This is a genomic window from Exiguobacterium sp. MH3 (assembly GCF_000496635.1).
Lineage (GTDB): Bacteria > Bacillota > Bacilli > Exiguobacteriales > Exiguobacteriaceae > Exiguobacterium_A > Exiguobacterium_A indicum.
Genome location: NC_022794.1, coordinates 2,625,260 through 2,650,959, shown reverse-complemented (window position 1 = coordinate 2,650,959; position 25,700 = coordinate 2,625,260). Strand labels below are relative to the sequence as shown.

The window sequence follows — 25,700 nt, the reverse complement described above, 5'->3', positions numbered from 1 at the left end:
TGATCATTTTTTCGTGAATCGCGTTTTTTTCGTGACATGAATTCATACGGTGAACTAGTGTTGCGCAAGCGAGATAGCTACCGAAAAAAATATAATCATTTCCACCAAGCTCTAATTGTTTTGGGATTCGATTGGAAATAAGGTGTAGATATAACCAATGTCCATCCATTCGGTCAAGTTAGAAAGAGGTGAACAACAGTGAGCTCGATGCATCAAAGAAAAACCTTCGGAGATCATTTGACGACGCTCCGACGCGGCTGGTGGCTACTCGCACTCTTCATGATTCTCTTCGCGGGTGCTGGATATGCACTCAGCATGTATGTCATTCCAAAGACATACGAGGCGACGGCCTACATCCTCGTCGTTCCTCAAGCGAACGCTGAGGCGACATCGACGCCGACACTCGTCAGTACCTATCAAGATATCTTACGAAGCCCAGAGGTCGTCGATCAGGTCGCCCAAAAGATGAACGTCACCGACAAGCGGTTATTCGATTTGACGGATCGTCTGACGGTCTCGAGTAATCTCGATTCGCAAGTCATCGCCTTATCCGTCACAGATCGTTCGGCGGAGCAGGCAGCGATTCAAGCGAATACGATGACGGAAGTCTTCCAGGACTATCTCCCGCAACTGATTAACACGAGTAAGACGGAAGTGTTCTCGAGTGCACGGATTCCAACGAACCCCGTATCACCGAACATTCTGATGAATACAGGGATCGGTGGCGTCCTTGGTCTGATGCTCGGACTCCTGATCGTCTATTCTCGCTCGTTAAGCAAAAAGGAAGCGACACGTGAATCCACTGATAGTTATCCGAAAGCAATTCCCCGCACCCATTCATGAGAGAGGAGAGGAGACACCGTCATGCAGCATTCCCCGCTCACCCCGTACCGTCGGCAGTTGAAGATCGGACTCCTTCGCCTGATCGACGCCGGAATCATCGCACTCGCGACTGTCGTTACGTTCTACTTCTTTAATCCGCTCCATCTCACCGTCAACTTCGAGTTGCAGGATGCACTCGAAATCGCTCTCATCCAGTGGGTCGCCCTCACGTTCGTCGCACACTGGATGCGCTTCTATCAAATCATCTGGCGTTACGCAAGCCTTCGTGATCTCGCCGTTCTCCTCGTCGTCGTCCTCGCCAGCAGCTTCGTCTTACTAGGACTTGAGTACGCATTGTTCGACTTCGCGGTCGAACGAGCGATCTTCCTGCAGACCGGACTCGTTTTAAACGGTATCTTATTCGTCCGGTTGTTGATTCGCGGACGTAGCTTAAGACTCGTTCCTGACAATAAGACGCTCGGCAAACGAACGCTGATCATCGGTGCCGGTGCCTCCGGTCAGATGATCACAAAAGAACTGAAACAAAAGAAATCGCATATCTTAAACGTCGTTGGATTACTGGATGATTCGCTTGAACTACGCGGGATGCGGATTCACGGTGTTCCCGTCATCGGAGCAATCGACCAACTCGAATGCATCATCGAGGAACAAAAGATTGAAGCAGTCGTTCTCGCGATCCCATCGTTACCGTATCCGCAGCGGGTTGAATTGCTGAACCGGATTAAACAAACCCAAGTCGAAGCGCATACGTTACCGATGCTCGTCGAACTGGCGTCCGGAAAGGTCTCGATCAAACAAATTCGTGAAGTCTCGATCGCTGACTTACTCGGTCGCGAACCGGTCGAACTCGATATTACGGAAATCGAACGAAGCGTTCATAGCGCGACCGTCCTCGTCACCGGTGCTGGTGGTTCGATCGGTTCCGAAATTTGCAGGCAACTGATTCGCTTCCGTCCTGAACGGCTCATCCTTCTCGGACACGGCGAAAATAGCATCTATCTGATCCGCCGGGAACTCGAGTGTCTCAGTCGGGACATCCAGTTCGAATCCGTCATCGCCGATGTGCAAGACAGTGATCGGATGCTTGAAGTCATGCGACGGTTCGAGCCGGATCTCGTCTATCACGCGGCAGCCCACAAGCACGTGCCGCTAATGGAGGATAACCCAAGCGAAGCCGTCAAGAACAACATCTATGGAACACGCAACGTCGCTCGAGCGGCGGAAGCGGCTGGTGTCAAACGCTTCGTCATGATTTCGACCGATAAGGCCGTCAATCCGACGAGTGTGATGGGGGCGACGAAACGAATCGCCGAGATGGTCATCCAGCAGATGGCGCGTAACAGCGAGACGACGTTCGCCGTCGTCCGGTTCGGCAACGTCCTCGGGAGCCGCGGTTCCGTTATTCCACTCTTCAAAGAACAAATCGCGAAAGGCGGACCGATCACGATCACCGATCCCCGGATGACGCGCTACTTCATGACGATCCCGGAAGCGAGTCGTCTCGTCATTCAAGCGAGTGTCCTCGCAAAGGGTGGCGAAGTGTTCGTCCTCGATATGGGTGAACCGGTCCACATCACGACACTGGCGAAGAACTTGATTCACTTGAGTGGATTCACGGAAGAGCAGATTCCAATCGTCTACAGCGGCATTCGAAAAGGCGAGAAACTCTACGAGGAACTGCTCGCTCGTGATGAAGTGCATGACGAACTCGTCTTCGATAAAATTCTTGTCGGTAAGACACGACCTTTTGGATCCGTCGACCCGTACTTGCGTGAGATCGCCCAAGCGCTCGGTCAGGACGAGGTACTCCGCCAGTATTTGTTAGACGTCACGAACGAAACCGATGCCGACCCGGTCGCACCGACGATGCGGATTGCTCGCAAATAGAGAGGAGGGGAAACGATGAAAACGGCCCGGCTGTCCCGCTTCAATCTCATCTTCATTGCCGATACGGCGTATTCGCTCCATCAATGGATGATTTTGACGCTCCTGATCAAATGGAGTACACCGCTCAACATCGGTTATTTCAACTACGCCCTTGCCATCACCGCACCGATCGTCATGTTCTGTTGGCTGAACGCCAGTACGATCCTGACGGCAGAACGGGCTGGACTGACGAACTTCTGGCTCTTCATCAAGACTCGTTTTTCACTCCTCTCGGCAGGTGTGTTCGTCCTCCTTGGGGTCTATTATTTCTTCGGTGAAGCGGATATCTTACTCCTGACACTGCTCGTCTACCTCAATAAATACATGGAGTCATTCGCTGATCTCGCTTATGGTTTCTTGCAAGGACACACTGCCTTCAAGGAAGTCGCCGTCTCGAAAATCTTCCGGAGTCTCTTGAACGTCTCGGGCGCAGCACTCGTTCTCTTTACGACCCATTCGATTCATGGATTCGTACTCGCCTTGATCGCCGGAAACTTGATCATGCTACTCGCATACGACTTACCGACGATTCGCCGCGTCGGTCGCGGCTTTGACAATCAAGCACTCGACTTACGGTACCGATCAGGTAAGGAGCTGTTCCTTAAAGCGATGCCACTTGGATTCGTTGCTCTTCTGATCGCCTTGAACGCAAACATCCCACGATTGTTCGTCGGTCACGCAATCGGAACGGAAGAGCTCGGTTATTACGCCAGCATCGCCTATTTACTCGTACTTGGTAGTCTGTTCATCCACTCCTTGATTGCCGTCTTGCTACCGAACTTCTCGTCTGAGACGGGTGAACGCCAAAGTTTACCGGAACTGCGCAAGCTGACTCGTTCGATGTTACTGATGACGAACGTCGTCGGGATCCTGTTGATCATCGGAGCAATCTTCTTTGGTAAGTGGGGCTTGACGATTTTCTATAACGCGTCGTTCGTTCAATATCATCTGATTTTCGTCTTGATGATGGTCGCCTCACTCTTTTTCTACAACTCGACCGTCATTCAGGCACTCTTGACCGGCTTCCAGCAGTTCCGGATCCAGACGATCTCGATCTTCGGCAGTGTCGTCGTCAATCTCATCGCCTGTAGCCTGTTGATTCCGCTGTATGGTCTCTACGGTGCGACGATCGCTTACACCCTCTGCGCCGTCACCCAGATCGTCCTGCTGTTACCAGCACTGTATCGGTCCTTATATCCACGGGACGTCACGCTCGTCGTCGAACAAAGCAGTTAAGGAGGGAAGAAGATGCGACCAATCCTACTACTCATCGTTTTCGAAGCGCTCGTTTGTCAATTCGCCCGGTCGCTCTTCCCGGACACCTACGTGACCGCCTTGCTGCTCATCAACTCGGTGTTGTTTCTGTATTATCTGCTCCGTCAGGCAGAGACGACGCCACTCTTTCTCGTTTTCATCACCGCTTTCTTCGTCCGATTGGTCCTGATGTTCATCGATCTCGAGCTGTTCCGCTTACCGCCACACAGTGGTGACGACACGGAAGCCTTTCATCTCGAAGGTGTCCAAATCTTCACCGATCCGTCGACCTTCAATGATGTCGTTCGTGGCACCTATTCCAAGTTTCTCGGAATCTTCTACCTGATGTTCGGTCCGGAACGGATTCTCGCTCAGTTCTTGAACGTCATCCTTGGTGTCGTCGCTGTCGTCATCCTAGCGAAGACGCTGCAACGGTTACGCTTACCGGAACGCTACGTGTTCGCAGCAACACTGATCTTCGCGTTCTTCCCACAAGGATTGTTGCTCTCACCGATTCTCTTGCGTGACCAGATCGTCGCCCTTGGCATCGTCTACACACTCTACTACATGGTGCGCTGGACGGAAGAGAAGTCCGGGTGGTATATGACGCTCGCGTATCTCGGCTACTTCGTCAGTACGATGTTCCACTCCGGTCTTGCTGTCGGGATCATCGTCTTACTCGTCTATTTCTCATTTTATAGCCATGAGACACGACGAATGGACTTTGAACCGACGAAGGTACAGCGACTGATCTTTCAAGTACTGATCGTCGGCTTCATCGTCTACAGCTTCCAGGACGTCTTGTTCGCGAAGTTCACTCACGTCTCAGAAAACGGACAGTTATTCAGCGGGATGAGTTACGACCGTGGCGGCTCTGCTTATCTGAACGGATTGATGGTGACAGGTCCAGCTGACATGATTCTCTACTCGCCGATTCGGACGATTTACTTCTTGTTCTCACCGTTCCCGTGGCAATGGTCGAGCGTCATGAACATTCTGATCTTCTTCCTTGACGCCATCTTCTACTTCATCGCCTGTTTTGCGATCGTCCGGTCCTTTAAACTGATCCGTCAGCATCCGTTCGGCAGCGTCCTCTTCTTCTTTTTCCTTCTCTTCGCTCTTAACGCCGTCATCTTCGGTCTTGGAACCGGCAATGTCGGAACGGCCATCCGACACCGGTATAAGTTGTTCCCGATGTTACTCATCGTCTACACATCCGTTCACTACATGCGCTGGCAAGCGCGCCACTACTTCGAGGAGGTCGAACACCGTGCCGAATAAAACGATCTTAATTACAGGTATCGCAGGCTTCATTGGATTTCACGCCGCACGTCGTTTCATCCGGGAGGGTTACCGGGTTATCGGACTCGATGAAGTGAACGACTATTACGACCCGACGTTAAAAGAAGCACGGCTCGCTGAACTCGGAACGAACTACACGTTTTACCGGGTCTCACTCGAAGAGACGGCAGCCGTCGCGCGGATCTTCGAACAGGAATCGATCGATCTCGTTCTCCATCTAGCAGCACAAGCAGGGGTACGGTACAGCATCGATCGACCGGACGTCTACATGACGTCAAACATCGTCGGCTTTCTCTCGATTCTAGAAGCGTGTCGGCATTACCCAGTCGAACAACTGATTTACGCTTCCTCAAGTTCCGTCTACGGATCGAATACGAAGATGCCGTTTGCGACGACGGATGCCGTCGATCATCCGCTAAGTCTTTACGCCGCTTCAAAGAAAGCGAATGAACTGATGGCACACACCTACAGCAGTCTCTACGGCATCAAGACGACAGGCCTTCGCTTCTTCAGCGTCTATGGTCCTTGGGGACGCCCGGATATGGCACTGTTCAAGTTCACGGAAGCAATCGCGAAAGGCAAACCAATCGACCTCTACAACTACGGTGAGATGGGGCGGGACTTCACTTACGTCGACGACATCATCGAAAGCATCTACCGCCTGTTCCAGACTGAACCGGAAGTCGATGAATCGTTCGATGCCTCAAATCCCTTACCGGACCGCAGCAACGTTCCGTATCGTGTCTATAACATCGGCAGTCACAGCCCGATTCGTCTCAATGAATTCGTTGCTTTGATTGAGCGGCGCCTTGGCAAGACGGCAATCCAAAACGGGATGCCGCTTCAACCAGGCGATGTTCCAGAAAGCTTTGCTGACGTCTCATCACTGTTCGAGACGATCGGCTACCGTCCACAGACGACGGTCGAAGCGGGCGTCAATGCATTCATCGACTGGTACGAGAGTCACTACTTGCTGAAGGAGGAAATTCAAGATGGCGCTTAAAGAGGAATTCTACTATCGGTCCCCAATCTTCATCCAAAATTGGCTGACCTCCTTATACGGTCGGAAGTTAATGCAAGAACGATACGGTCCCCTCTATGAACAGAAGATGAAGGAACTCCGGAAAAAAGATCGGACGCAAGATTATAAAGCGGAACAACTCGATCGCTTGAATGCCTTTCTCATTTTTGTTGCAACGCATACGCCATACTACGCGCAACTCTTTCACGAACATGATATCCAATTACCGTTCACGTCACTCGAGCAACTGAAGACAATTCCAATCCTTGAAAAAGAAACACTTCGTCAAAACAATGACGCCTTCATGTCCCGCGTCGATGCGCCGGTTCGAGGGCGGACGGGGGGGACGAGCGGGAAGTCACTTCAAGTGGCGTTCATGCGCGAGGATGTCCAGGAACGGATGGCACATCTCGATTACTTCAAAGAACGTCATGGTTTCCACGCCGGAATGCGCCGAGCGAGTTTCACCGGACGGACGCTGACAGCTGTCGATCAAAAGAAACCAATCTTCTGGCGAATGAACCGACCACTTAATCAGTTGCTCGTCTCGATCTTTCACATGAAGGAGGAGAATTTCCCGGCCTACATCGAGGAGCTGAATCGATTCCAGCCGCAAGCACTTGACGGCACACCGACAGCGATGGTCGAAATCGCCCGCTATATGCTGAAGCATCATATAAAGCTGGATATCCCGCTGATCGCCATCTTCCCGACATCGGAAACGGTGACGGAGGAGATGCGCTCGGTTCTCGAGGAAGCCTTCAACGCACCGGTCTTCGATCAATATGGTTCTTCAGAAGGCGCACCAATCATCTCAGAATGCAGTCATCGAAAACTTCATCTCCATCATGAGACGGGCATCATCGAACCATATGGAGAGGACGGCGAAGTCGTCGTCACGTGCTTTACGACACGGGGCACACCACTGATTCGTTACCGGATCGGTGACCGGATGACGCTCAGTGACGAGACCTGTAGCTGTGGACTAAACGGACCAGTCATCGCTTCGATCGATGGACGGGGAACGAGTTATATCGTCAGCGAAAAGCGGGGCAAGGTGTTCGAAGGGGATATCACGACGATTGCCCGAGAACTTCCGAACTCCGTCTTGCGACTCCAAGTCGAGCAGCACGCGCTCAATCACGTGACACTTCGGTATATTCCAGATGCGAAGCGTTTCCGTCCAAAACACGAGCAGATCCTCTTAAACGAGATGCGCAAGTTGCTCGGATCCGAGATGAAAATCGTCCTTGAGCCGGTCGAACAAGTCAAACAGGAACCGAACGGAAAAACGTTGATCGTCAAACAGTCGATGAAATAGGAGGAACCCACCATGAACAAGGCAGTCAAACACATCGTAGATACGACAGCAGCCCAAACTGGTTCACTTCCCATTGCCAATCGTTCGATTGCCGTCGTTGGACTCGGATACGTCGGTCTTCCCGTCGCTGTCGCCTTCGGCGAAAAAACAGCCGTTGTCGGCTTTGACATCAAGGAACAACGCGTTCAAGAACTGCAAGAAGGGATCGACGCGACACTCGAACTGAGTCCGTTCACGTTGAAGAACGCAACCGTCGACTACGTCTCGGATCCATCAGCACTGCAAGCGAGTGACTTCATCATCATCGCTGTTCCGACACCAATCAATGCGCAGAATCAACCGGATTTAACGCCACTCTTACGGGCCTCACACCTCGTTGGTCGCCAGCTCAATAAAGGCGATATCGTTGTCTATGAGTCGACGGTCTACCCAGGAGCGACGGAAGAAGATTGTATCCCGGTCCTTGAAGAAGCATCCGGCTTACGCGCTGGTGTCGACTTCTTCGTCGGCTACTCACCGGAGCGGATCAATCCGGGTGACCACGAGCACACGTTCAAGACGATCAAAAAAATCGTCTCGGCTCAGGATGAACAGACACTCGATATCGTCGCGGAAGTTTACGAAGCGGTCGTCGAAGCCGGTGTCCACCGGGCTTCGTCGATCAAGGTTGCAGAAGCCGCAAAAATCATCGAAAACACACAGCGCGACCTCAACATCGCCTTGATGAACGAACTGGCAATCATTTTCGACCGGATGGACATTGATACGCTCGAAGTCCTCGAAGCAGCCGGTACGAAATGGAACTTCCTTCCGTTCCGCCCGGGTCTCGTCGGTGGTCACTGTATCGGCGTCGATCCATTCTATCTAACGATGAAAGCCGAGTCGCTCGGCTATCACCCGGAAGTCATCCTCGCCGGACGCCGGATCAACGATACGATGGGACGCTTCATCGCAACAGCGCTCGTCAAGAACCTGATTAAACAGAACATGCCGGTCCTCGGTGCTCGTGTCACGATCCTCGGCTTATCATTCAAGGAGAACGTCAGCGATATCCGGAACTCGAAAGTCGCGAACCTCGTCCGCGAAATCGAAGAGTTCGGCATTGACGTCCAAGTGACGGATCGACTCGTCGAAAAGAGTGAGGCGAAACGCGAGTACGGCATCGACTTGCTCGAGATGAGCGAACTCAAACCAGCCGACGTCGTCATCTTCGCCGTCTCACACGAAGAATACGTCGAAGGCGGTTGGAATCTAGCGCAACACTTACTGAAGGTCGGACGCGGAATCGTCGTCGACATCAAAGGCATGTTGCCACGGTCAGAACAGCCAGAGGGGGTCCACGTATGGCGCCTTTAAAAATTCTTCAGGTCTGTGCCCTTGATACGACGGCAGAGACGATGTTACAGCCGCTCTTACTCGCTTTACAAAACGCCGGGCACGACGTCGGCATTGCTTGTGCCGACACCGGTGCCTCGGTGAAACTGGCTGCAAAGGGATTCCGGATGCACGACATCCCGATCGAGCGCCGGATCGACTGGACGAGTAACTGGCGGACGATCCAAGAAATCACACGAATCTTGAAGGAGGACGGCTACGACGCCGTCCATGTCCACACACCAGTCGCTGCCGCCCTCGGACGCGTCGCCGCAAAACGGGCCGGAACGAAGCATATCGTCTACACGGCACACGGCTTTTACTTCCACGAGAAGATGGGGCGGGTGACGTACCAGCTGACGTATTCCGTTGAAAAGTGGCTAGCTCGTTTCGCGACCGATTACCTTCTCCTCCAAAGCGAAGAAGATTATCAACTCGCTCAGCGCAAACGCTTTAAGGCGAATACCCGCCTGATGCACCTTGGAAATGGGATTGACTTGACCCGCTTCTACCCACGACCACGTGAAGCCGGAGCGCCGTTTACGTTCCTCTTCATCGGTCGGATCGTCGAAGAAAAGGGGATTCTCGAACTGCTCGATGCGTTCGAGGACGTCGTCTATCGCCACCCAGAAGCCCGTCTCGTCATCGCTGGTGAGATGATGGCAAGCGAGCGGGATCAGACGACGAAACACTTATTCCTACGACGGATTCGCGAGATTCCGAATGTCGATTACCTTGGGTTCGTCGAAGACGTACCGAGCTTGTTTCAACAAGTCGATGCCTTCGTCTTACCATCGCATCGCGAAGGCGTCCCACGTTCGATCATCGAAGCGATGGCGAGCGCAAAGCCCGTCATTGCAACAAACATCCGCGGCTGCCGCGAAGAGGTCGTCGAGGGGAAAACGGGGTATCTCGTTGAAGTCCACGACATCGCGAAGCTCACCAACCGGATGAATACCCTCGTCGAACAACCGGACCGTGCCAATGAGATGGGACGGAATGGATTTGACCGTGCCATGAAACATTTCAACGAAGCCGACGTCATCAAACGACAACTTGATCTCTTTTCAGCTATGTAAAAGGAGGACGTCATCATGAAACGCACATTTGACTTCACGGTTAGTCTAATCGCCATCCTCATCCTGATTCCTGTCTACGCCGTCGTCGCCTTAGTCATCTATACGAAGCTCGGACGACCGATCTTCTTCAATCAAGTCCGCCCTGGCTACAAGGGCGAGCTGTTTAAAATCTATAAATTTCGCACGATGACGAATGAAACGGATGACGAAGGAAAACTCCTTCCGGATGCGGACCGGATTCCAGCATCGCTCGAGTGGATTCGTCGCTTGAGCCTTGATGAGATCCCGCAGTTCTTAAACATTCTCCGCGGACAGATGAGTTTCGTCGGACCGCGTCCGTTACTCGTCAGCTATCTGAACCATTATACGAAGGAGCAGATGGCACGACACGATGTCTTACCTGGTCTGACAGGCTGGGCACAGATTCACGGTCGCAACGCAACGACGTGGCAGCAACGCCTCGAGCAAGATCAATGGTATGCAGCCAATCATACATTCCGACTGGATCTCTACATCCTATTCAAGACGTTCAAAATGGTCATCTCGTCAGAAGGGAACTCGACGGCTCACCAGACCGGCATGGGTGAGTTCAAGGGTCTCGACGGAGGTGTTCCCCATGATGTCGCTAAGCGATGAACGGTTGATTCGGGATCCACGCGAATGGGACGCACTCGTCGCGACCTATCAACTCGATTGTTATTACGAACATGCTTACTTCGAACTTGCGAAGGGGCCCGATGAGATTCCTGAATTATTTTATTATCCGACGGAGTTTGGGACGTTGATCTATCCGTACTTGCGGCGACCGATTCCAGGCACACGCTTTGAGGACATCACGACGCCGTACGGCTATGGTGGTCCTTATTTCATGGGTATCTGGTCACTTGATCAGATTCGCGAAGCCCGCGCGCGATTCGAACAGTACTGTCGTGAAACCGGAATCGTCACCGAGACGGTTCGTTTCCACCCTTTGCTACACAATCAGGAACTCGGTCAACACTGGTGCCATCAAACGGATATCTTGCAGCCGACGGTGACACTTGAGCTGACGGATCCGTTCGAGACGATTGAAGGTGGATTCTCGCAAATGACGCGACGTAACATCCGGAAAGCACGCCGCGAAGGCGTCACGATTCGCCTCGGACGTCCGGAAGAGTACTCGGACTTCGCCCGTCTCTATCAGATGACGATGGACAAACATCAAGCGGATGCGCGGTATTATTTTGATCAGACCTACTTCGATCACTTCGCTGAAGGACGGATCAAAAATATCCTGTTGCTTGCTGAACAAGAGGGGCGGATCATCGCTGGGTGCATCGTCCTGACGGGTCGCCAGTTCGCACATTATCATCTCGGTGCTTCAGATCCTGCCTACTTGTCGCTTCGCCCGAATCATCTATTATTCGCGGAGATGATTCGCTGGGCAAAACAAGCTGGTCTTCAAGCGTTACATCTCGGTGGCGGAACGACACGATCCGATGCAGATAGCTTACTCGCCTACAAACGATCCTTTGGTGAAGCGAATCGAACATTTTTTGGACTCGGGACATCGATTCTTGATCCGACGATTTATGACCGGCTCGCGCGACAAATCAAACAACAACATCCGGAAATCGAGACAGGACAGTGGTTCCCGATCTACCGGACGCCGCTCCGTCAGCTGTCACCTCGAAGGGAGGAAACATCATGAAACACATCCCGCTCTCCATCCCGCACTTAAGTGGTCAAGAAGCACGTTACGTCACGGAAGCACTCGAGACGAACTGGGTCGCACCGCTTGGACCGAACGTCGACGCCTTCGAACGAGAGATGCAAGCCTACACGGGAGCTCGCGCAATGCTTGCGACGAGCAGTGGTACGGCAGCCATTCACTTGGCACTCGCGACGCTTGGTGTCACGACGGGGGATGACGTCTTCTGTCAGTCCTTGACGTTCATCGCTTCGACGAATCCGATTCGTTACGTCGGTGCTCGTCCCGTCCTGATCGATTCGGAAGAGGAGACATGGAACATGTCACCCGTCGCACTCCGACGCGCGTTGATCCAGGCGGCAACGCGAGGAAAACTTCCGAAAGCCGTCATCGTCGTTCATCTATACGGAGTCGCGGCACAAATCGAGGAGATCGCTGCGCTCTGTGAAGAGTACGATGTTCCGTTGATCGAAGACGCGGCAGAGTCACTTGGAACACGCGTCAACGGGCGGATGACGGGGACATTCGGGACGTTCGGGATCTACTCCTTCAACGGCAACAAGATCATCACGACGTCAGGTGGTGGAATGCTCGTCGCAAATGATCCAGCCTTGATCGAACGTGCCTTCTATCTCGGGACACAGGCGAGACAACCGGTCCTCCATTACGAGCATACGGAAGTCGGCTACAACTACCGGATGAGCAACGTCGCTGCTGGGATCGGACGCGGTCAACTCGAAGTCATCGATCAACGCGTCGATGCGCGGCGGAAGATCTTTGATCGTTATGAACGTGCCTTTGCACCGGGCGGCGTCACGTCGCAAGTCGAGCAGACCGGAACATTCGCCAACCGTTGGCTCAGTGCTTTTCTCTTACCAGGTGGTCAAGTGCAACGCGATGCGATGATCCAGACGCTACAACAAGCGAATGCCGAGTCCCGTCCGGTCTGGAAACCGATGCACTTGCAGCCCGTCTATCGCGACGTACCATTCATCACAGCAGAAGGGATGGATGTCAGCCGTCGTCTGTTTGAAGACGGAATCTGCCTCCCGTCTGCTTCACAAATGACGTTCACCGAACAAGCCGTCGTCATCCGAAACGTTCGTCATACCTTACAGACGAACGTACGCCGGAACGTCCAGTCATGAATATATGGGAAGGGGACATCGTCATGCGCGATATGGAGGAAGCGATCCACGCACTCCGTCTCGCTGCGAACGGGAAGAATGAATTGACGGCCAATACCTATTTCCGCTGGCAATTGAACACCACTCATCCAAGCGTCGCGGAAATCCTGATGCTGTTTGGGTCGTGGCAGATCGCCTTGGAACGAGCTGGCATCGGACAAGCCCGCTTGACGTTCACGAAATCGGAAATCATTGACGCCTTGCGTCAGGCACGGGAGGAACTCGATCCTTTCACGAGCGCGACGTACCGCGAATGGGCGCAACAAAAGCAAGCACCTAGCCTGACGGATATCGTCCATCAATTCAACTCGTGGCAGCAGGCATTGTCAGAAGCGGATATCTTAAAGGAACGCATCCAGGAAATGGAACAACGGATCATCGAGTCATTACTTGAAGCGCAAGGTGCCTTGCCGGTCTTGACGAGCCAGACCTACACGAAGTGGGCGGCTGGTCAAAATCGTCCGACCGTCGCAACGATTGCTCGCCGGTACGGCTCTTGGTCAAACGCCCTTGAAATCATCGGCATTGAATTTCCGCGAAAACGCTGGCGGGAAGAGGAGGTACTCGACGTGCTCGCCGCAGCTGCAAAAGAAACGGAACATCTGACGATCGCAAGTTACCAACGGTTCAGCATCGGACGTGATGCGCCAAGCATCGGCGTCATCACCGCTTTGTTCGGTAGCTGGCGCAATGCGTTGCTCGTACTTGAAGCGCAGAGACCGTCCTGAATTCAGATCGAAGAAAAGGGGAATGGATGATGAAGAAGTGGAAATGGATCGTGTTGACACTGACGGGGATATGCCTGCTCCTTCTCTTCGGTTCAGGCGGGTATGTGTACCATAAAGCGAGCCAGACGATGAAAGAAGTTCAAGTCCAAGTGCCAGTCAAAGCGAGCGTCGAGACAGAGAAAGCCGTCGAACAGAAAAAAGGGCTCTCCTTTTTATTACTCGGCGTCGATCAACGAAAAAACGAGACAGGACGCAGTGATACGATCATCGTCGTAACGATTGATCCGAAGACGAATAAGAGCCAAATGATCAGTATCCCGCGTGATTTGAAAACAGAAATCATCGGCAATGGATCGAACGATAAGATCAATCATGCGTATGCCTTCGGTGGTCCACAGATGGCACTCGACACGGTTAGTCATCTGCTGGATATCCGACTCGACTATTTCGCAGAGATCAATTTAGAAGGGTTCACGGATCTCGTTAATGCCGTCGATGGTGTCACCGTCGAGAACGATATCAATTTCTCATATTATGAGATGCAATTTCCAAAAGGGGAACTGTCGCTGAACGGGAAAGAAGCACTTGCCTATGCGCGGATGCGCTATGATGATCCACGCGGTGACTTTGGACGACAGATCCGTCAACGGCAAGTCGTTCAGGCGGTCACCGATAAGATGACGGAGGACTTCTCGATTCGTCGCTTCAATGCTGTCCTCGACGCACTCGGGAAAAACGTCAAGACGAACGTACCATTTTCCGTTGCCCGGACCGTCGCGACGGATTACCGGGATGCCTTACGAAATGTCGAGACCTTATCACTCGACGGGAAAGGGGGAATCGAATCGGACGGAATCTACTACTGGCATCCGACGGACAAGTCGTTGAAAGAAGTTCAAGCTCAACTAAAGGAAGCATTGGAATGACATGAGGCAAGAACGAGCGTATGCTTTGTTCGTCTCGCATCGTTTTCCTGGGACAAGCATCGTACCGCTTCGCTGCAGGGTCACTCTTGCTTGTTTTTCCCTAGGAAGCGATGTCGAGCGAACAAATTATTTTGCTTTTCGTTTGACGTATACTACAAATAAAACAAAAAAAGATGTCCATCTCCGATTCATAACCGAAAATGGACATCTTTTTTTGATGAATCGATGAGCGTATCACGACGACCGGATCATCCGAAGCATCGAGAATTTCATCATCGTATAGAGGAAATAGACGGTAGTCAGAAGGGCAGCACCGCTCCATAACCATTGATACGCTGAACTGAAGTAGCCGAATCGAAGCCCGATCAGTGCCGGTACGATTAATGTCAACCAGCTCAAGACGAGGGCGACACGGGCAGTGATTGCATCAATCGGGCGATTCATTCCCATTCCGAGAAAGAACAGGCTCCAGAGCAACGCCCAGAACAACCACGTCACACCACCGATGATGTCATTCGTCGTGAAACTGACGAACGCATAAAACAAGGCGGCAATCGCAACGAACAAGGAAAACCAACCGACCCCGCTCCCGTCGAGATTAAACAAGAACGTGATCCCGACGTAAACGTACGTAAAGGCAAACAGATAGATGCTCGCGTATCCGAACGTCAACGCTGGATCGCCAGCGGCACCGATGACGAGATAGGTTGCGATGAACGTCTGCAATAAACCGGTGATGAGACTGAAGACACCCGCGCTACGGAGATCGACTTTTCCGAACAAGGTCAAACTATTTAAAAAGAGCGCGACGCCCCCAAATAACAAACTGACATTTCCCACGTAAAACTCTCCTTCATTAAGACGTCAGACGTCTGATTCTAAACTTAACTCTAAGATGAATTCGTTTTCAGCGCAAGCATAATTTTAGAGACAAAATGAAAAACAACCTGACTCCCGGAAAGGGAATCAGGTTGTTGATTGAGCAATTATTGTTTTAAGACAGAGCGGAGTGTCGTTTCCGTTTGAGTGGGAGTACCTTTGAGTGTGACCAATCCATAACGGACATTCCCCTTTTTAAGGAAAAAGACGCGCGTATTGTTCGCTTCAGGAGTATATCCCGTTTTACTCGCATAAATACGAGGTTCCTTAGGTAAGGTTTTATCCGTGTGATACCACTTTAACGTCCGAGCGTAAGGTCCTTTGATGCTTGCTTTATATGATTTTCGACCGCTTACTGTAATCAGGTAGCTATAATTCGCGTATGTGTTCGCGAGTTTTTGCATATCGGCAGCTGTCGTATAGTGATTCCATTCATGAAAACCATGTGGATTAGAAAAATGACTTGCTGTCATGCCGAGTGCTTGAGCACGACTATTCATTAACGAAACGAACTTTGATTCAGAACCCGCGGTCCGAACGGCAATCGCTTTAGCGGCATCATTACCCGAGCGAATCAACATGCCATTCAAGAGTTGGCGCATCGTGACACGATCTCCCGAGCGTAAACTCGCCACACTGCTACCATACGGTACTGAAATCATGGAATACGTGAGCGTAAAAGGTTGATCCAGTGTACCGTTTCGAGCGGCTACTTCGTATCCGACGATGGCAGTCAACAACTTGGTCGTACTTGCCGGATACCGTCGGACATTACTTTGTTTCGTCGTAATATAGGAAGTAGAACCGAGTTGAAAATAGCGTAAAGAGGCAACCGGGTATTTACTAGCTGCTGTTTTCTTTCGGACGACTTGATTGGAAACGTAGCGTGTCTTTCCTCCGTCTTTAATCTTATACCATCCTTTGGAATAGGAGACTGCTTGTAGCACACTCTTGTAAGCAGCACGCCGAACGATCGTCTTACTAGAGGACGTGCTTGGTTTGGAGCGAATGTTCGCGCCAGACTTAGAGGTGACGACGAGAGCATATGTACTCGGACCGGTCACTTTTTTTGCGACTTGATTGGACAGATAACGGTATGTGCCGCCATCTTTGATTTTGTACCAACCGTTCGAATACGATACTGCTGTGAATTTCGATTGATACGCAGCGAGGCGAACGATAGTTGCAGAGGAACTCGTACTTGGTTTAGAACGAATATTTCCTCCGGATTTGGATGTGACGACGACTTGATAACTGGCAGCTTGCGCCGGTAAAGCTGGTAGGAAAAGTGTAAACAGGATCAGGAGTATCAGACTCATTCGAAAAAATGGCTTCATAAAAAATCATTCCCTCCTTTTTGAAAATATAGATTCATCATAAAACAAAAAAAGGAAATTCACTTGTTTTCAAAAAAATTGATGCATTCGAATATAATAGTGATGAAAAGGGAATAATGGAGCAGATGAATGGAGGAGATAGTAGATGAAATTAGCCGTAGTAGGTATCGGAGATATCGCACAAAAAGCATACTTACCTGTATATGCCGCAAGAGAAGACGTGGACATTCATTTGATTTCGCGCGAAGAGGAAAAAGCGAAAAAATGGCAATCGATGTATCGTTTTTCAGGTACGTTTCCGACTTTAGAAGCGGCGTTGTCAGAGGGAATGGATGCTGTCATGATTCATTCCGCAACAAAAGCGCATGCAACACAAGCGAAGCAAGCACTCGAAGCAGGGGTTCCTGTATTCGTCGATAAGCCGATTTCGATGAACATCGAGGAAATTCGGGAGCTGGTTCAATTGGCAGAGGAAAAGAAGGTCCCGTTCATTACAGGATTCAATCGACGATTCGCGTCCGCACATCGTCGCCTGTTAGAAGTTGAATCCCCGAATATGATCATCATGCAAAAAAATCGAACGCCTTCTGTTGAGGGCGCGCAACCTTTTTTGTTTGATGATTTCATCCATGTTGCGGATACGCTGCGCTATTTGACGGGACGTGGAAAAATCGAAAACCTGCATATCCGGAGTAAGCAGGATACGAGTGGGTTGCATCACGTTACGATTCAATTCGAATCAAATGGAATTACTGCCATCGGAGTGATGAACCGGAACAATGGTGTCACGGAAGAGCGGGTAGAAGTGATGGGACCGCATGAAAAGCGGATCGCTACAGACGTGACGATGCACGAACGACAAACGAGTGAAGGAACGCTTGTCTATCCGCTAGATAACTGGGAATCGACATTGAGTCGAAGAGGATTCATTGCCTTGATTGATGCATTCTTGAAAACGATAGCGGGTGAGCCGTCTGCGTCCGTCACGGCTTCAGATAGTTTAGAAACTCATGAACTCTGTCATCACATCTATCAACATGTGATGAGATGAACGAAAGCCGTACTCTGGAATCAAGGAGAGTACGGCTTTTCTATGGATGGAATCGAGGAATGGGTCTTCTACCATCACGTCACCTCATAAAGCTGATACGTCTTTTTTCCGCCTGGTCCTTCGAAGGTCAGACGAAGCGAGGAACGAACGAATCGATAGGTCACACTTCCTTCTGAAAAGAAAAGGCGAGCTGAAAGGTCAGGCTCGAATCGAATGACTTCTGTATCGTTTCGAAAAGATCCAGCTGTTCCAAAGTGATCGAATTGAAGGGATGCGACAAAGGTATTTCGTGAATCAAACGAAACGTGGATACGACCCCTCCCTTCAAACGGTTCATTTTCGAAAGTACTTCGCTCCACTTCATACGTTCCTTCAAACTGCCGGACTTGCTTGATTTTCTCTTGAGCGGTTTGTTCAATCAACTGAGCCCGTTCACGAATCGGGTGATCCGGCGCTAAATCAGACTGTTCAATCGTACGGGCAGTTCGGATTACTTCTTTGAAATGATAGCTAGCGAACTGTTGCTCCAACTTCACCATCGTTTGAGCCGCTTGACTATCCTGCTTAGTTGTCGCGCGCTCGACGACTTGAGTGTAGGCATCGTTCTCCATTTCCCTTTGAACGTTAGAGGGTGTCTCTTTACAACCTGATAAAATCAAACAGAAAAGAAGCATCCATGTATATCTCATGTTTTCACCTCAGTTCGTGTAGTGTGCGTGATTTGGAGATGATCCGTATGCAGTTGAATACGATACTGCACGCGATAGGTGACAAATGAAGGCTCGTTTCCTTGTGTCGTTTGATACGTTTCTAGCGTACGAAGTTCATAGATGGAACCATCGGATGAAAAATCCTGGAATTCAACTGTGTGAATGCGGGGTGGTGCAGCAGAAGTTGCTTTTTGGCGCAGAGCGGTCAGTGCCTGAAGTTCAGATTTGAATGCGCGAGAAGACATATATTGAATCGAAGAGAAAGTCTCGATCGAATCATAACGTGTTGAAAAGGTGATGAGTTCAGGGACGGTTCCTGTATACTGACGGACGAAACGTAATACATCATACGATGTAGGCGGTTTATTTTTCGAATAGGTTTGATTATAGGCAACCTGTTCATCTGACCATTCCGAGAGACTCCATGTCTGGACTGGAGAAGGTACGACCTCTGAAGAAGAGGCATCTTTCGTCATATACCAAAATAAACTTGAGGTCATTAAGACGAAAAGAATGATTATGCATAGTAGAACAGGACGAAATGCAGATGAAGTCGGTTCCGTTTCAGGACGCTTCCGTGCGATGACGGGATGCTGGCAATAGGAGCACGCGTCATCCTCGTAGCCTAGAGGTGTTCCGCAAAGTGAACAACGTTCCATAAGACAAGTCCTCCTAAGTGTATGAAATTCAATTTCTTGTCGGTATCTTATTTATTGAAATCATTTCCATCTTATCATTAATTGAAAACGTAATCAAAGCATGAAAAAGAACTCATCCAGCTTGATAATGGATGAGTTCTTTACTGTTTCATTTACGTACTTTTCAACGGATCCGTTACGAAGATTCCTTCGGCTGTCTCGGACGCTTCGAGTGGAGCATCATCCAAGAAGTAGGTACGTACTACGCGATTAGCGGCAAGCCCATCCTCTTTCGCACAGAACGTTTCCCGAAAATGATCGAGCTTTATTTGATAATCCTTCGACCAAGACGGAATCGTCGCCAGTGCCTCGTAAAAGGACAGTTCCTCTTCAATGATCGGACCAGGTAAGTCCTTTTGATAGTCCAAGTAGAAACCGCGCAACGTATCGCGATAGAGCTCTAGGTCATAAGCATAGAACAGGACTGGACGATTAAGATTGGCGAAATCAAAAAAGACGGATGAATAGTCAGTGATCAATAAATCAGTTAATAAATAGAGTTCTTGGATGTCGGGATAGTTGGTGACATCGAGGAACTGTTCTCGATACTCACTTGGAATTTTCGGTTTTTTCGTCACGAGTACATGGGTTCGAATGAGGAATACATAGTCATCCCCTAGTGCTTCAGCGACACGACTGAATTCGAACGGGTAATCAAAGAAAAATTTTCCGTTTCCTAATGCATGATGATCCCGGAACGTAGGAGCATATAAGATGACTTTTTTATCCGGCGAAATGTTCAGTTGTGCACGCAAGTCGTCGACTTTTTTCGTAGCATCTGCAAAAAATAAGTCATTACGTGGATAGCCGGATTCAAGGATTGTTCCTTCATACTGGAAAGCACTTTTAAAAATCGCTGTCGCATAACTACTCGGCGAGAGAAGCACGCTCCATTGTTGGATCGAGCGAGTGACACGGTCGACATAACCGGTGTCTCGACCATGAATTTCCTCTAAATCGAATAACATCTTTTTCAGTGGTGTGCCGTGCCATGTTTGAATATAGGTCGTTTCTTTACGTCGGGTCATGTAATGAGGGAAGTTTTGATTGTTCACCCAGTACTTGGCCGTCGCTAAATGATAAAAGTAGCGAGGTGACAGACGTTTGATGACGTTAACATGATCATCCCCGAGATAGAGTCGTTTATTGTGTACCCAGACGACTTGATGGGTGCTACCGAGGCGACGCAATTCTTCATAGATATAACGGGGACTATCACCGTACTGTTTACCGAGCCCGCTCTCGAACACGATTTTATTTTCTTGTACCGGTAATTTTTTCATCAAGCGATAGCTGATTTTCATGATCGGAAAATAGAAGCGACTCCGACGGAAAAGTCGGAATAACACGAGTGATGCTTCTTTTGTTTGTATCGTTTCCCAAACATGGCGCTGCTGTTTGTAATCAAGAATCGTTTGGTAGATATCTTCGGAATAAGACTGTTCTGTTGGTTTTAAGAAGACCGCAGCCCGCTCCTTGTAAGACGGAAGCATCGCAAAATCACGTGAGGCCGTCGCTTCGAGGTCAGCGATTAAATCATCGACTGTAGTCGAGATGGGACCGGGTAACTCTTTCGCTAAATCAAGGTGCGAACCGACCGGACCGATGAATCTGCGAGCATCGAATTGGAAATAGTGAACCGGTCGTCCTAAGAAACTAAAATCAAAGGCGACGCTCGAGTAGTCTGTAATGAGTAAGAGACTCTCCTTCAACAAACTTTGGACATCCCGTTCGCCTTGATAGATGACGGTCACTGGGAAACGCTCGAAATGGCTCGCGTACTGTTGCATATTCGGATGTAGACAGAACAGAATCTCCAAATCATGGTCGTGTGCGAGTTCATGGAGGCGCGGGTGTTCTAAAAGAGCGGAGTACTGTGCGAAATAGTCCGATTCCAAGAACTGAATAGGTGTTTGCAACCACGAACGCCACGTCGGAATGATCAAGATTTGCCGTTTGACGGGCGTGTCACCGTTCAAGAGGGCGTCGAAGCGTGAGAGCCCCGTAATTCGAATCTCGTCTTGACGATAGCCCATATCCTGCATGACCAATCGACGTTCCCGTTCAGAACTCACTAAAAAGAGATCGGTATCGAACGATAATGCGAATTTGCCGTACTGATTCTCCATATTTTTAGCGCCCAGTACTCCATGTTGAATGAAGATCCGGTCGGCTTTCATTTTTCGCTTGAATCGCGGTGAGCGAAGGGGATAAAGATAGTCGGCATGATGGGTTCCAACGAATTTACTTGCCATGAACGAATGATAAATATGTTCTTTCGAACGGAAAGGCAAGGTATTTCCAAGAATCGCGACCTTATCATACTCAGGTGAATTTGGATCAATCACGTAGTAAGCAGGATGTTCTGTATGTTGCTCGCGCATGAACCGGAAAAAGTGATACCCGTTATCTTGTGCTTTATAAGGTCTTTCCCCGATCAACCATGTTTTTCGGTCAGCAAAGAGACGATAGAGAGGGGCAAACGTCATCATATGCTCAAGGTAACGATAATTTTCGTTCGTGAACGCACTTAATTCAAACGAGAGATTCCGATGACCGACAGTGAAATAAGGTGTGACATGCATCGTATGTGTCGCGTTGCGCCCAGTGAGTTCCGTTGTGAGATGACGTGTGATGTAACGAGCTCTTCCGAGTCGGACGAGGCGAGGGATCAGACGATGGTAGTAGGTCAGTTCCATGAAGCTATCGTAGATGCCTTCATGGAGAAGACGCTCCGATTGTAAGGCGGACCAATCAATCTGTGTGCGATACGTATAGCGATATAGACCAAACCGACGTTGACTTGCCTCTTGATCATAGAACCAATCAACAGGCAGTGCGATCCGATCTCCGGTTTCACGATGGACGAGGATGAGCTGTCCTTTCTTTAAAAAAGAATGACGTGAAAAAAGTTTCCCTTCGATATGTGTTTCGTGAGAGTGTTTTTTATCGATCCGATCAATCTGAAGCCGTGACTTAATGACGGGTTCCTTGTTGAGCAATAATCGGATGTTTCCTTTCAAGTCTGTGTATAAAAAGACGCGATGTTGCTTCGCTTCATCAAAAAGAGGCGAGAGTGGTGAAGGAATAGTAGTACGTAAGAAACGACCTAATGTAATTTCTCGTACATATGACTCATTAGTAATGGTCGATCGCGAAGGAAGACCGCTCTCTTGCCACTTCTCAAGTGTTTCCGGTGGAATGGCCGCAAGCGGTTTACGATATTTGAGATATAGGGAAAATCGACCATGAGGCAATAACGTCTCAGGTGTAAGAGCTGATTCTTCTGAAAAATCTTCTTGTTCTAGGTGAGTGTCTTGATGCTGAATGAGGTGATCGATCAGAAGGTGAATATGGGATGGATTGAATTCGAATCGGAAAAAGGTTGAACGTGCTTGATGATTCACGAGCTCCGTGACGAGGAGCTGATTCCGGTCATAAATACAAAGGGACTCGACGACTAAATCCGGATCGGTCAGATGACCCGATAAGGATAAAGCATGTTCATCTGACATAAGAGAGATCTGCTGTTTGCTAGTCTTCCGTTCTTTAGAAGAAGAGCGTTTCGGTAAGATCGTTTTACCGGACCGTGCCATTCTCAAAAACAGATGTGATACATTCATAACAAAACCTCCTAATATGTGTAAAAGAAGATGGTATTTTTAACACACAATAACATACCATAAAAGTAAATGTAAGTGGTTACAGAAAAAGGCGGATTAACTTATAAAGAAGGTGTGAAGAATGCGTCATTTGATTTTAATGGATACGTTCAAAGGAAGCCTCGCTTCGAAAGAAGCGGCAGAGGCGGTCGCTGCAGGTATTCTTCAACGGGATCCATCCGCGATCATCGATCAATCGCCTGTCGCTGATGGAGGAGAAGGAACACTCACCGTGTACGCGGCAGGGGGCTATGAGATGCGGACGGAGTGGACGGTGGACTTAGCCGGACGCCCTTGTGAAGTGATGTATGCGCAACATGGACAAGAAGCCGTCATTGAAGTCGCACAGATATGCGGATTATCGATGAGACATGAAACAGACGATCCGTTTTTGCTACACACCAAAGGAGTCGGTCATCTCGTCCAGACGTTACGCCGAAAAGGCATGACAAAGATTCGAGTCGCTCTTGGAGGAACAGGAACGACAGATGGCGGGCTTGGTTTTTTACATGAAATGGGATGTTCTTTACGAGATGCGGAAGATCGTCCGATTCGGTTTCACACGAATCCGCTAGTCGAGGCGCAACGGCTGACATGTATAGACGCTTCATTTTCGTTGGAGGCATTGGTCGATGTTCGTTCCCATTACTCTGGTCAAGACGGTCCAGCATATCTATTTGGACCCCAAAAAGGGTTGCGACGAAATGAGATTGAATATTTAGATCAACGATTGAAAGAAATGGAAACGATTCTTAAGCTAGAAAATATTCAAGGTGCAGGAGCCGCAGGTGGACTGGGTGGTGCGATTCATGCTGTCGGGGGAACGATCGTATCCGGTGCCCAGTCCATCCTCACGTATATAGGATTCGAAGAACGATTACGGAAAGCAGATTATGTCTGGACTGGTGAAGGGAAAGTCGATCACCAAAGTCAATTAGGGAAAATAACAGGAGAAATCGTGCGATCTGCTGGAGTTGCTCAAGTTCCATGTCTTATTCTTGCTGGTATCGTCGAAGAAAAGATACCCGGTGCGCTGGATTGTCGATCGATTCATGTCAACCGACCCGTTACGTTAGACAAAGAGCAGACGTTTGCTCGCTTAAAAGAGCAGGCCTCGATCTGGCTAAAAGAACTTTCACGGGAACAGGGATGAAGTCGGAAAAGTTTGGGTAAATAACTGTATATTGCCATACTTTTAGAGAAGGTAGGTCATCGTATGATCAATCAATCGATTCAATTATCGTTTCGCCAAGTCCGAGCACTGGTCGAACATACTCTGCTGTTGTTCAAAGAGCTCGATCAACAATTAGCAAACCGTGGATACGAACCGGTTCTCCCGGAAGTCGTCCAAACGGAGCATGGTCTGAGCATCCATCAGACAAAGGAGAGTGCGGAGTCACTCGTGCCGCACTTTTTAACACGGACGTATGTCCGGCAACAAGAAAAAACGAATCAACATGGATTGCTGATCTCTGTTCAATATACGCATCCGCTCCACGAACGATTCGATCCGGTCGTCCTCGTCGGCGATGTTTCGTTCAAGCAAGCGAAACATGCGCAAAAGATCTTAAGTGAAAAGCCGTGGCTCCTAAAATATGCTGCCTTTGAATCCACAATTGCGCAAGAGTTCGTTGCCGATGGTACACGCTATACGACGCAACCGATTGAAGAAATCGAAGAGCTGATCGTCTGGGGGCATCCGTTCACGGAAATGCGCGATATCGATGACGTCAAACGATTGGCGGAAGAGATGATCAGTCGTCATCTCGAGCCGGGGACAACATGAAAATAAGCTTCCGTTCCTTCAAGATAGAAGGAGGGAAGCTTATTTTTTAGACTTGAACGAGCAATCGTTCGATCGCTGCCGTCAAATCAGTTGGATTCGTTTTTGGAGAGAACCGCGTCACTTCTCCATCACGGGTCACGAGGAATTTCGTGAAATTCCACTCGATGTCTGTTGCACCGTCCGTCGTTGGTGCTTGTGCTTTCAGTTCTTCGAATAACGGATGTGCTTGCTCACCGTTGACATCGATTTTTGAAAAGACGGGGAACGTCACGCCGTAGTTGACTTGGCAGAAAGACTGAATCTCCTCGTCCGTTCCCGGATCTTGGTTCGCGAACTGATTACATGGGAAACCAAGTACGGTCAATCCTTGTGAACGGTAATCTTGATGCAATTGCTCGAGTCCTTCGAACTGTGGCGTCAAGCCACATTTGCTGGCTGTATTGACGATCAGCCATGCTTGAGCTGGGTAGTCACTTAAGGATGCCGATGTTCCGTCGACGCGTTGAAATGAATGATCTTGTAACATATCGATTCCCCCTTTTTAAGTACTTCTCCAGTGTAACAAATCCGTTTTCCCGTCGTCTTCTATCGCTACTTGCGAGATGACAGAAACATCACAATCGGGTGTCAGCGACGCTTTTTCGACGAATCTTTGTTACGATGAAAAGGAATATGGAAGGAAAGGAGAGATGCCACATGAGAAAAATGTTGAAACAATCGCGGTTCGTCATGATCGCGACGCTTTGTCTCGTCCTCGTCGGAAGTTGTATTACCTTACTGACGCTTGGATTCGAACGCGATATTGTGATTCTTGTTTCTGGAGTGGTTGCCCTATGGGTGACGATGCTAGCTCCTTTGACGGTCCATGCCAAAATGAATCAGCAATCATAATCATTGTTTGTTCATGAAACCGCGGAACGATTCTC

General features: G+C 49.6%; 23 protein-coding genes. 17 read left to right on the top strand and 6 right to left on the bottom strand.

Features of this window, described 5'->3' with window-relative positions; translation table 11 throughout:
• Positions 1-207 precede the first annotated feature (207 nt).
• Genes U719_RS13825 through U719_RS13765 form a run of 13 tightly spaced genes read left to right on the top strand, consistent with a single transcriptional unit; the run spans position 208 to position 14,651 of the window.
• Positions 208-843: a YveK family protein gene (locus U719_RS13825; RefSeq protein WP_235147600.1), complete on the top strand. Its 636-nt coding sequence runs from the start codon at positions 208-210 to the stop codon at positions 841-843.
• Between the two features lie 21 nt (positions 844-864).
• On the top strand, positions 865-2,730 hold the full coding sequence (locus U719_RS13820; protein ID WP_023469400.1) for a nucleoside-diphosphate sugar epimerase/dehydratase: 1,866 nt from the start codon (positions 865-867) through the stop codon (positions 2,728-2,730).
• Positions 2,731-2,745: 15 nt separating this feature from the next.
• Positions 2,746-4,005: an oligosaccharide flippase family protein gene (locus U719_RS13815; RefSeq protein ID WP_023469399.1), complete on the top strand. Its 1,260-nt coding sequence runs from the start codon at positions 2,746-2,748 to the stop codon at positions 4,003-4,005.
• A 12-nt stretch (positions 4,006-4,017) separates the two neighbouring features.
• Positions 4,018-5,304, top strand: coding sequence for a glycosyltransferase family 39 protein (locus U719_RS13810; protein ID WP_023469398.1), 1,287 nt, complete (start codon positions 4,018-4,020; stop codon positions 5,302-5,304).
• Entirely contained in the window at positions 5,294-6,328 is a 1,035-nt protein-coding gene (locus U719_RS13805; RefSeq protein WP_023469397.1) for an NAD-dependent epimerase, read from the top strand. The genes U719_RS13810 and U719_RS13805 overlap by 11 nt, the downstream gene beginning before the upstream one ends.
• Entirely contained in the window at positions 6,318-7,667 is a 1,350-nt protein-coding gene (locus U719_RS13800; protein ID WP_023469396.1) for a phenylacetate--CoA ligase family protein, read from the top strand. The genes U719_RS13805 and U719_RS13800 overlap by 11 nt, the downstream gene beginning before the upstream one ends.
• Positions 7,668-7,679: 12 nt before the next feature.
• A complete protein-coding gene (locus U719_RS13795; protein ID WP_023469395.1) occupies positions 7,680-9,023 on the top strand; it encodes a nucleotide sugar dehydrogenase in 1,344 nt (447 codons plus the stop codon).
• Positions 9,011-10,120: a glycosyltransferase family 4 protein gene (locus tag U719_RS13790; RefSeq protein WP_023469394.1), complete on the top strand. Its 1,110-nt coding sequence runs from the start codon at positions 9,011-9,013 to the stop codon at positions 10,118-10,120. The genes U719_RS13795 and U719_RS13790 overlap by 13 nt, the downstream gene beginning before the upstream one ends.
• Positions 10,121-10,135: 15 nt before the next feature.
• Positions 10,136-10,756, top strand: coding sequence for a sugar transferase (locus tag U719_RS13785; RefSeq protein ID WP_023469393.1), 621 nt, complete (start codon positions 10,136-10,138; stop codon positions 10,754-10,756).
• Complete coding sequence (locus tag U719_RS13780) at positions 10,737-11,810, top strand: GNAT family N-acetyltransferase (RefSeq protein WP_023469392.1); 1,074 nt, start codon at positions 10,737-10,739, stop codon at positions 11,808-11,810. The genes U719_RS13785 and U719_RS13780 overlap by 20 nt, the downstream gene beginning before the upstream one ends.
• Positions 11,807-12,958 carry an aminotransferase class I/II-fold pyridoxal phosphate-dependent enzyme gene (locus tag U719_RS13775; RefSeq protein WP_023469391.1) on the top strand — a complete coding sequence of 384 codons (1,152 nt, stop codon included), beginning with the start codon at positions 11,807-11,809 and terminating at the stop codon, positions 12,956-12,958. Before U719_RS13780 ends, U719_RS13775 begins: the two co-directional genes overlap by 4 nt.
• Complete coding sequence (locus tag U719_RS13770) at positions 12,955-13,725, top strand: hypothetical protein (protein WP_023469390.1); 771 nt, start codon at positions 12,955-12,957, stop codon at positions 13,723-13,725. The genes U719_RS13775 and U719_RS13770 overlap by 4 nt, the downstream gene beginning before the upstream one ends.
• 29 nt (positions 13,726-13,754) lie before the next feature.
• Positions 13,755-14,651 carry an LCP family protein gene (locus tag U719_RS13765; protein ID WP_023469389.1) on the top strand — a complete coding sequence of 299 codons (897 nt, stop codon included), beginning with the start codon at positions 13,755-13,757 and terminating at the stop codon, positions 14,649-14,651.
• A 234-nt stretch (positions 14,652-14,885) separates the two neighbouring features.
• Here the strand turns inward: U719_RS13765 and U719_RS13760 are convergent, their stop codons facing one another.
• Both U719_RS13760 and U719_RS13755 read right to left on the bottom strand, forming a co-directional pair.
• Positions 14,886-15,491, bottom strand: coding sequence for an AmiS/UreI family transporter (locus U719_RS13760; protein WP_023469388.1), 606 nt, complete (start codon positions 15,489-15,491; stop codon positions 14,886-14,888).
• Positions 15,492-15,637: 146 nt separating this feature from the next.
• The gene (locus U719_RS13755; RefSeq protein WP_235147599.1) at positions 15,638-16,849 is read right to left on the bottom strand and encodes an SH3 domain-containing protein; all 1,212 of its coding nucleotides are present in this window, start codon (positions 16,847-16,849) and stop codon (positions 15,638-15,640) included.
• Between the two features lie 163 nt (positions 16,850-17,012).
• On the opposite strand from U719_RS13755, the gene U719_RS13750 reads away from it, so the two are divergent.
• Positions 17,013-17,918 carry a Gfo/Idh/MocA family protein gene (locus U719_RS13750; protein ID WP_023469386.1) on the top strand — a complete coding sequence of 302 codons (906 nt, stop codon included), beginning with the start codon at positions 17,013-17,015 and terminating at the stop codon, positions 17,916-17,918.
• Between the two features lie 74 nt (positions 17,919-17,992).
• On the opposite strand, the gene U719_RS13745 is transcribed toward U719_RS13750, so the two are convergent.
• From U719_RS13745 to U719_RS13735, 3 genes are all read right to left on the bottom strand, one after another.
• The gene (locus tag U719_RS13745; RefSeq protein WP_144080708.1) at positions 17,993-18,607 is read right to left on the bottom strand and encodes a hypothetical protein; all 615 of its coding nucleotides are present in this window, start codon (positions 18,605-18,607) and stop codon (positions 17,993-17,995) included.
• Positions 18,604-19,287, bottom strand: a complete 684-nt coding sequence (locus U719_RS13740) for a hypothetical protein (RefSeq protein ID WP_023469384.1) — start codon at positions 19,285-19,287, stop codon at positions 18,604-18,606. Before U719_RS13740 ends, U719_RS13745 begins: the two co-directional genes overlap by 4 nt.
• Before the next feature lie 152 nt (positions 19,288-19,439).
• On the bottom strand, positions 19,440-22,949 hold the full coding sequence (locus U719_RS13735; protein WP_023469383.1) for a CDP-glycerol glycerophosphotransferase family protein: 3,510 nt from the start codon (positions 22,947-22,949) through the stop codon (positions 19,440-19,442).
• Between the two features lie 121 nt (positions 22,950-23,070).
• On the opposite strand from U719_RS13735, the gene U719_RS13730 reads away from it, so the two are divergent.
• Complete coding sequence (locus tag U719_RS13730; protein ID WP_023469382.1) at positions 23,071-24,141, top strand: glycerate kinase; 1,071 nt, start codon at positions 23,071-23,073, stop codon at positions 24,139-24,141.
• Between the two features lie 63 nt (positions 24,142-24,204).
• Positions 24,205-24,774 carry a hypothetical protein gene (locus U719_RS13725; protein WP_023469381.1) on the top strand — a complete coding sequence of 190 codons (570 nt, stop codon included), beginning with the start codon at positions 24,205-24,207 and terminating at the stop codon, positions 24,772-24,774.
• Positions 24,775-24,820: 46 nt separating this feature from the next.
• Here the strand turns inward: U719_RS13725 and U719_RS13720 are convergent, their stop codons facing one another.
• A complete protein-coding gene (locus U719_RS13720; RefSeq protein ID WP_023469380.1) occupies positions 24,821-25,300 on the bottom strand; it encodes a glutathione peroxidase in 480 nt (159 codons plus the stop codon).
• A gap of 170 nt (positions 25,301-25,470) precedes the next feature.
• On the opposite strand from U719_RS13720, the gene U719_RS13715 reads away from it, so the two are divergent.
• Complete coding sequence (locus tag U719_RS13715) at positions 25,471-25,665, top strand: hypothetical protein (RefSeq protein ID WP_023469379.1); 195 nt, start codon at positions 25,471-25,473, stop codon at positions 25,663-25,665.
• Positions 25,666-25,700: the final 35 nt, after the last annotated feature.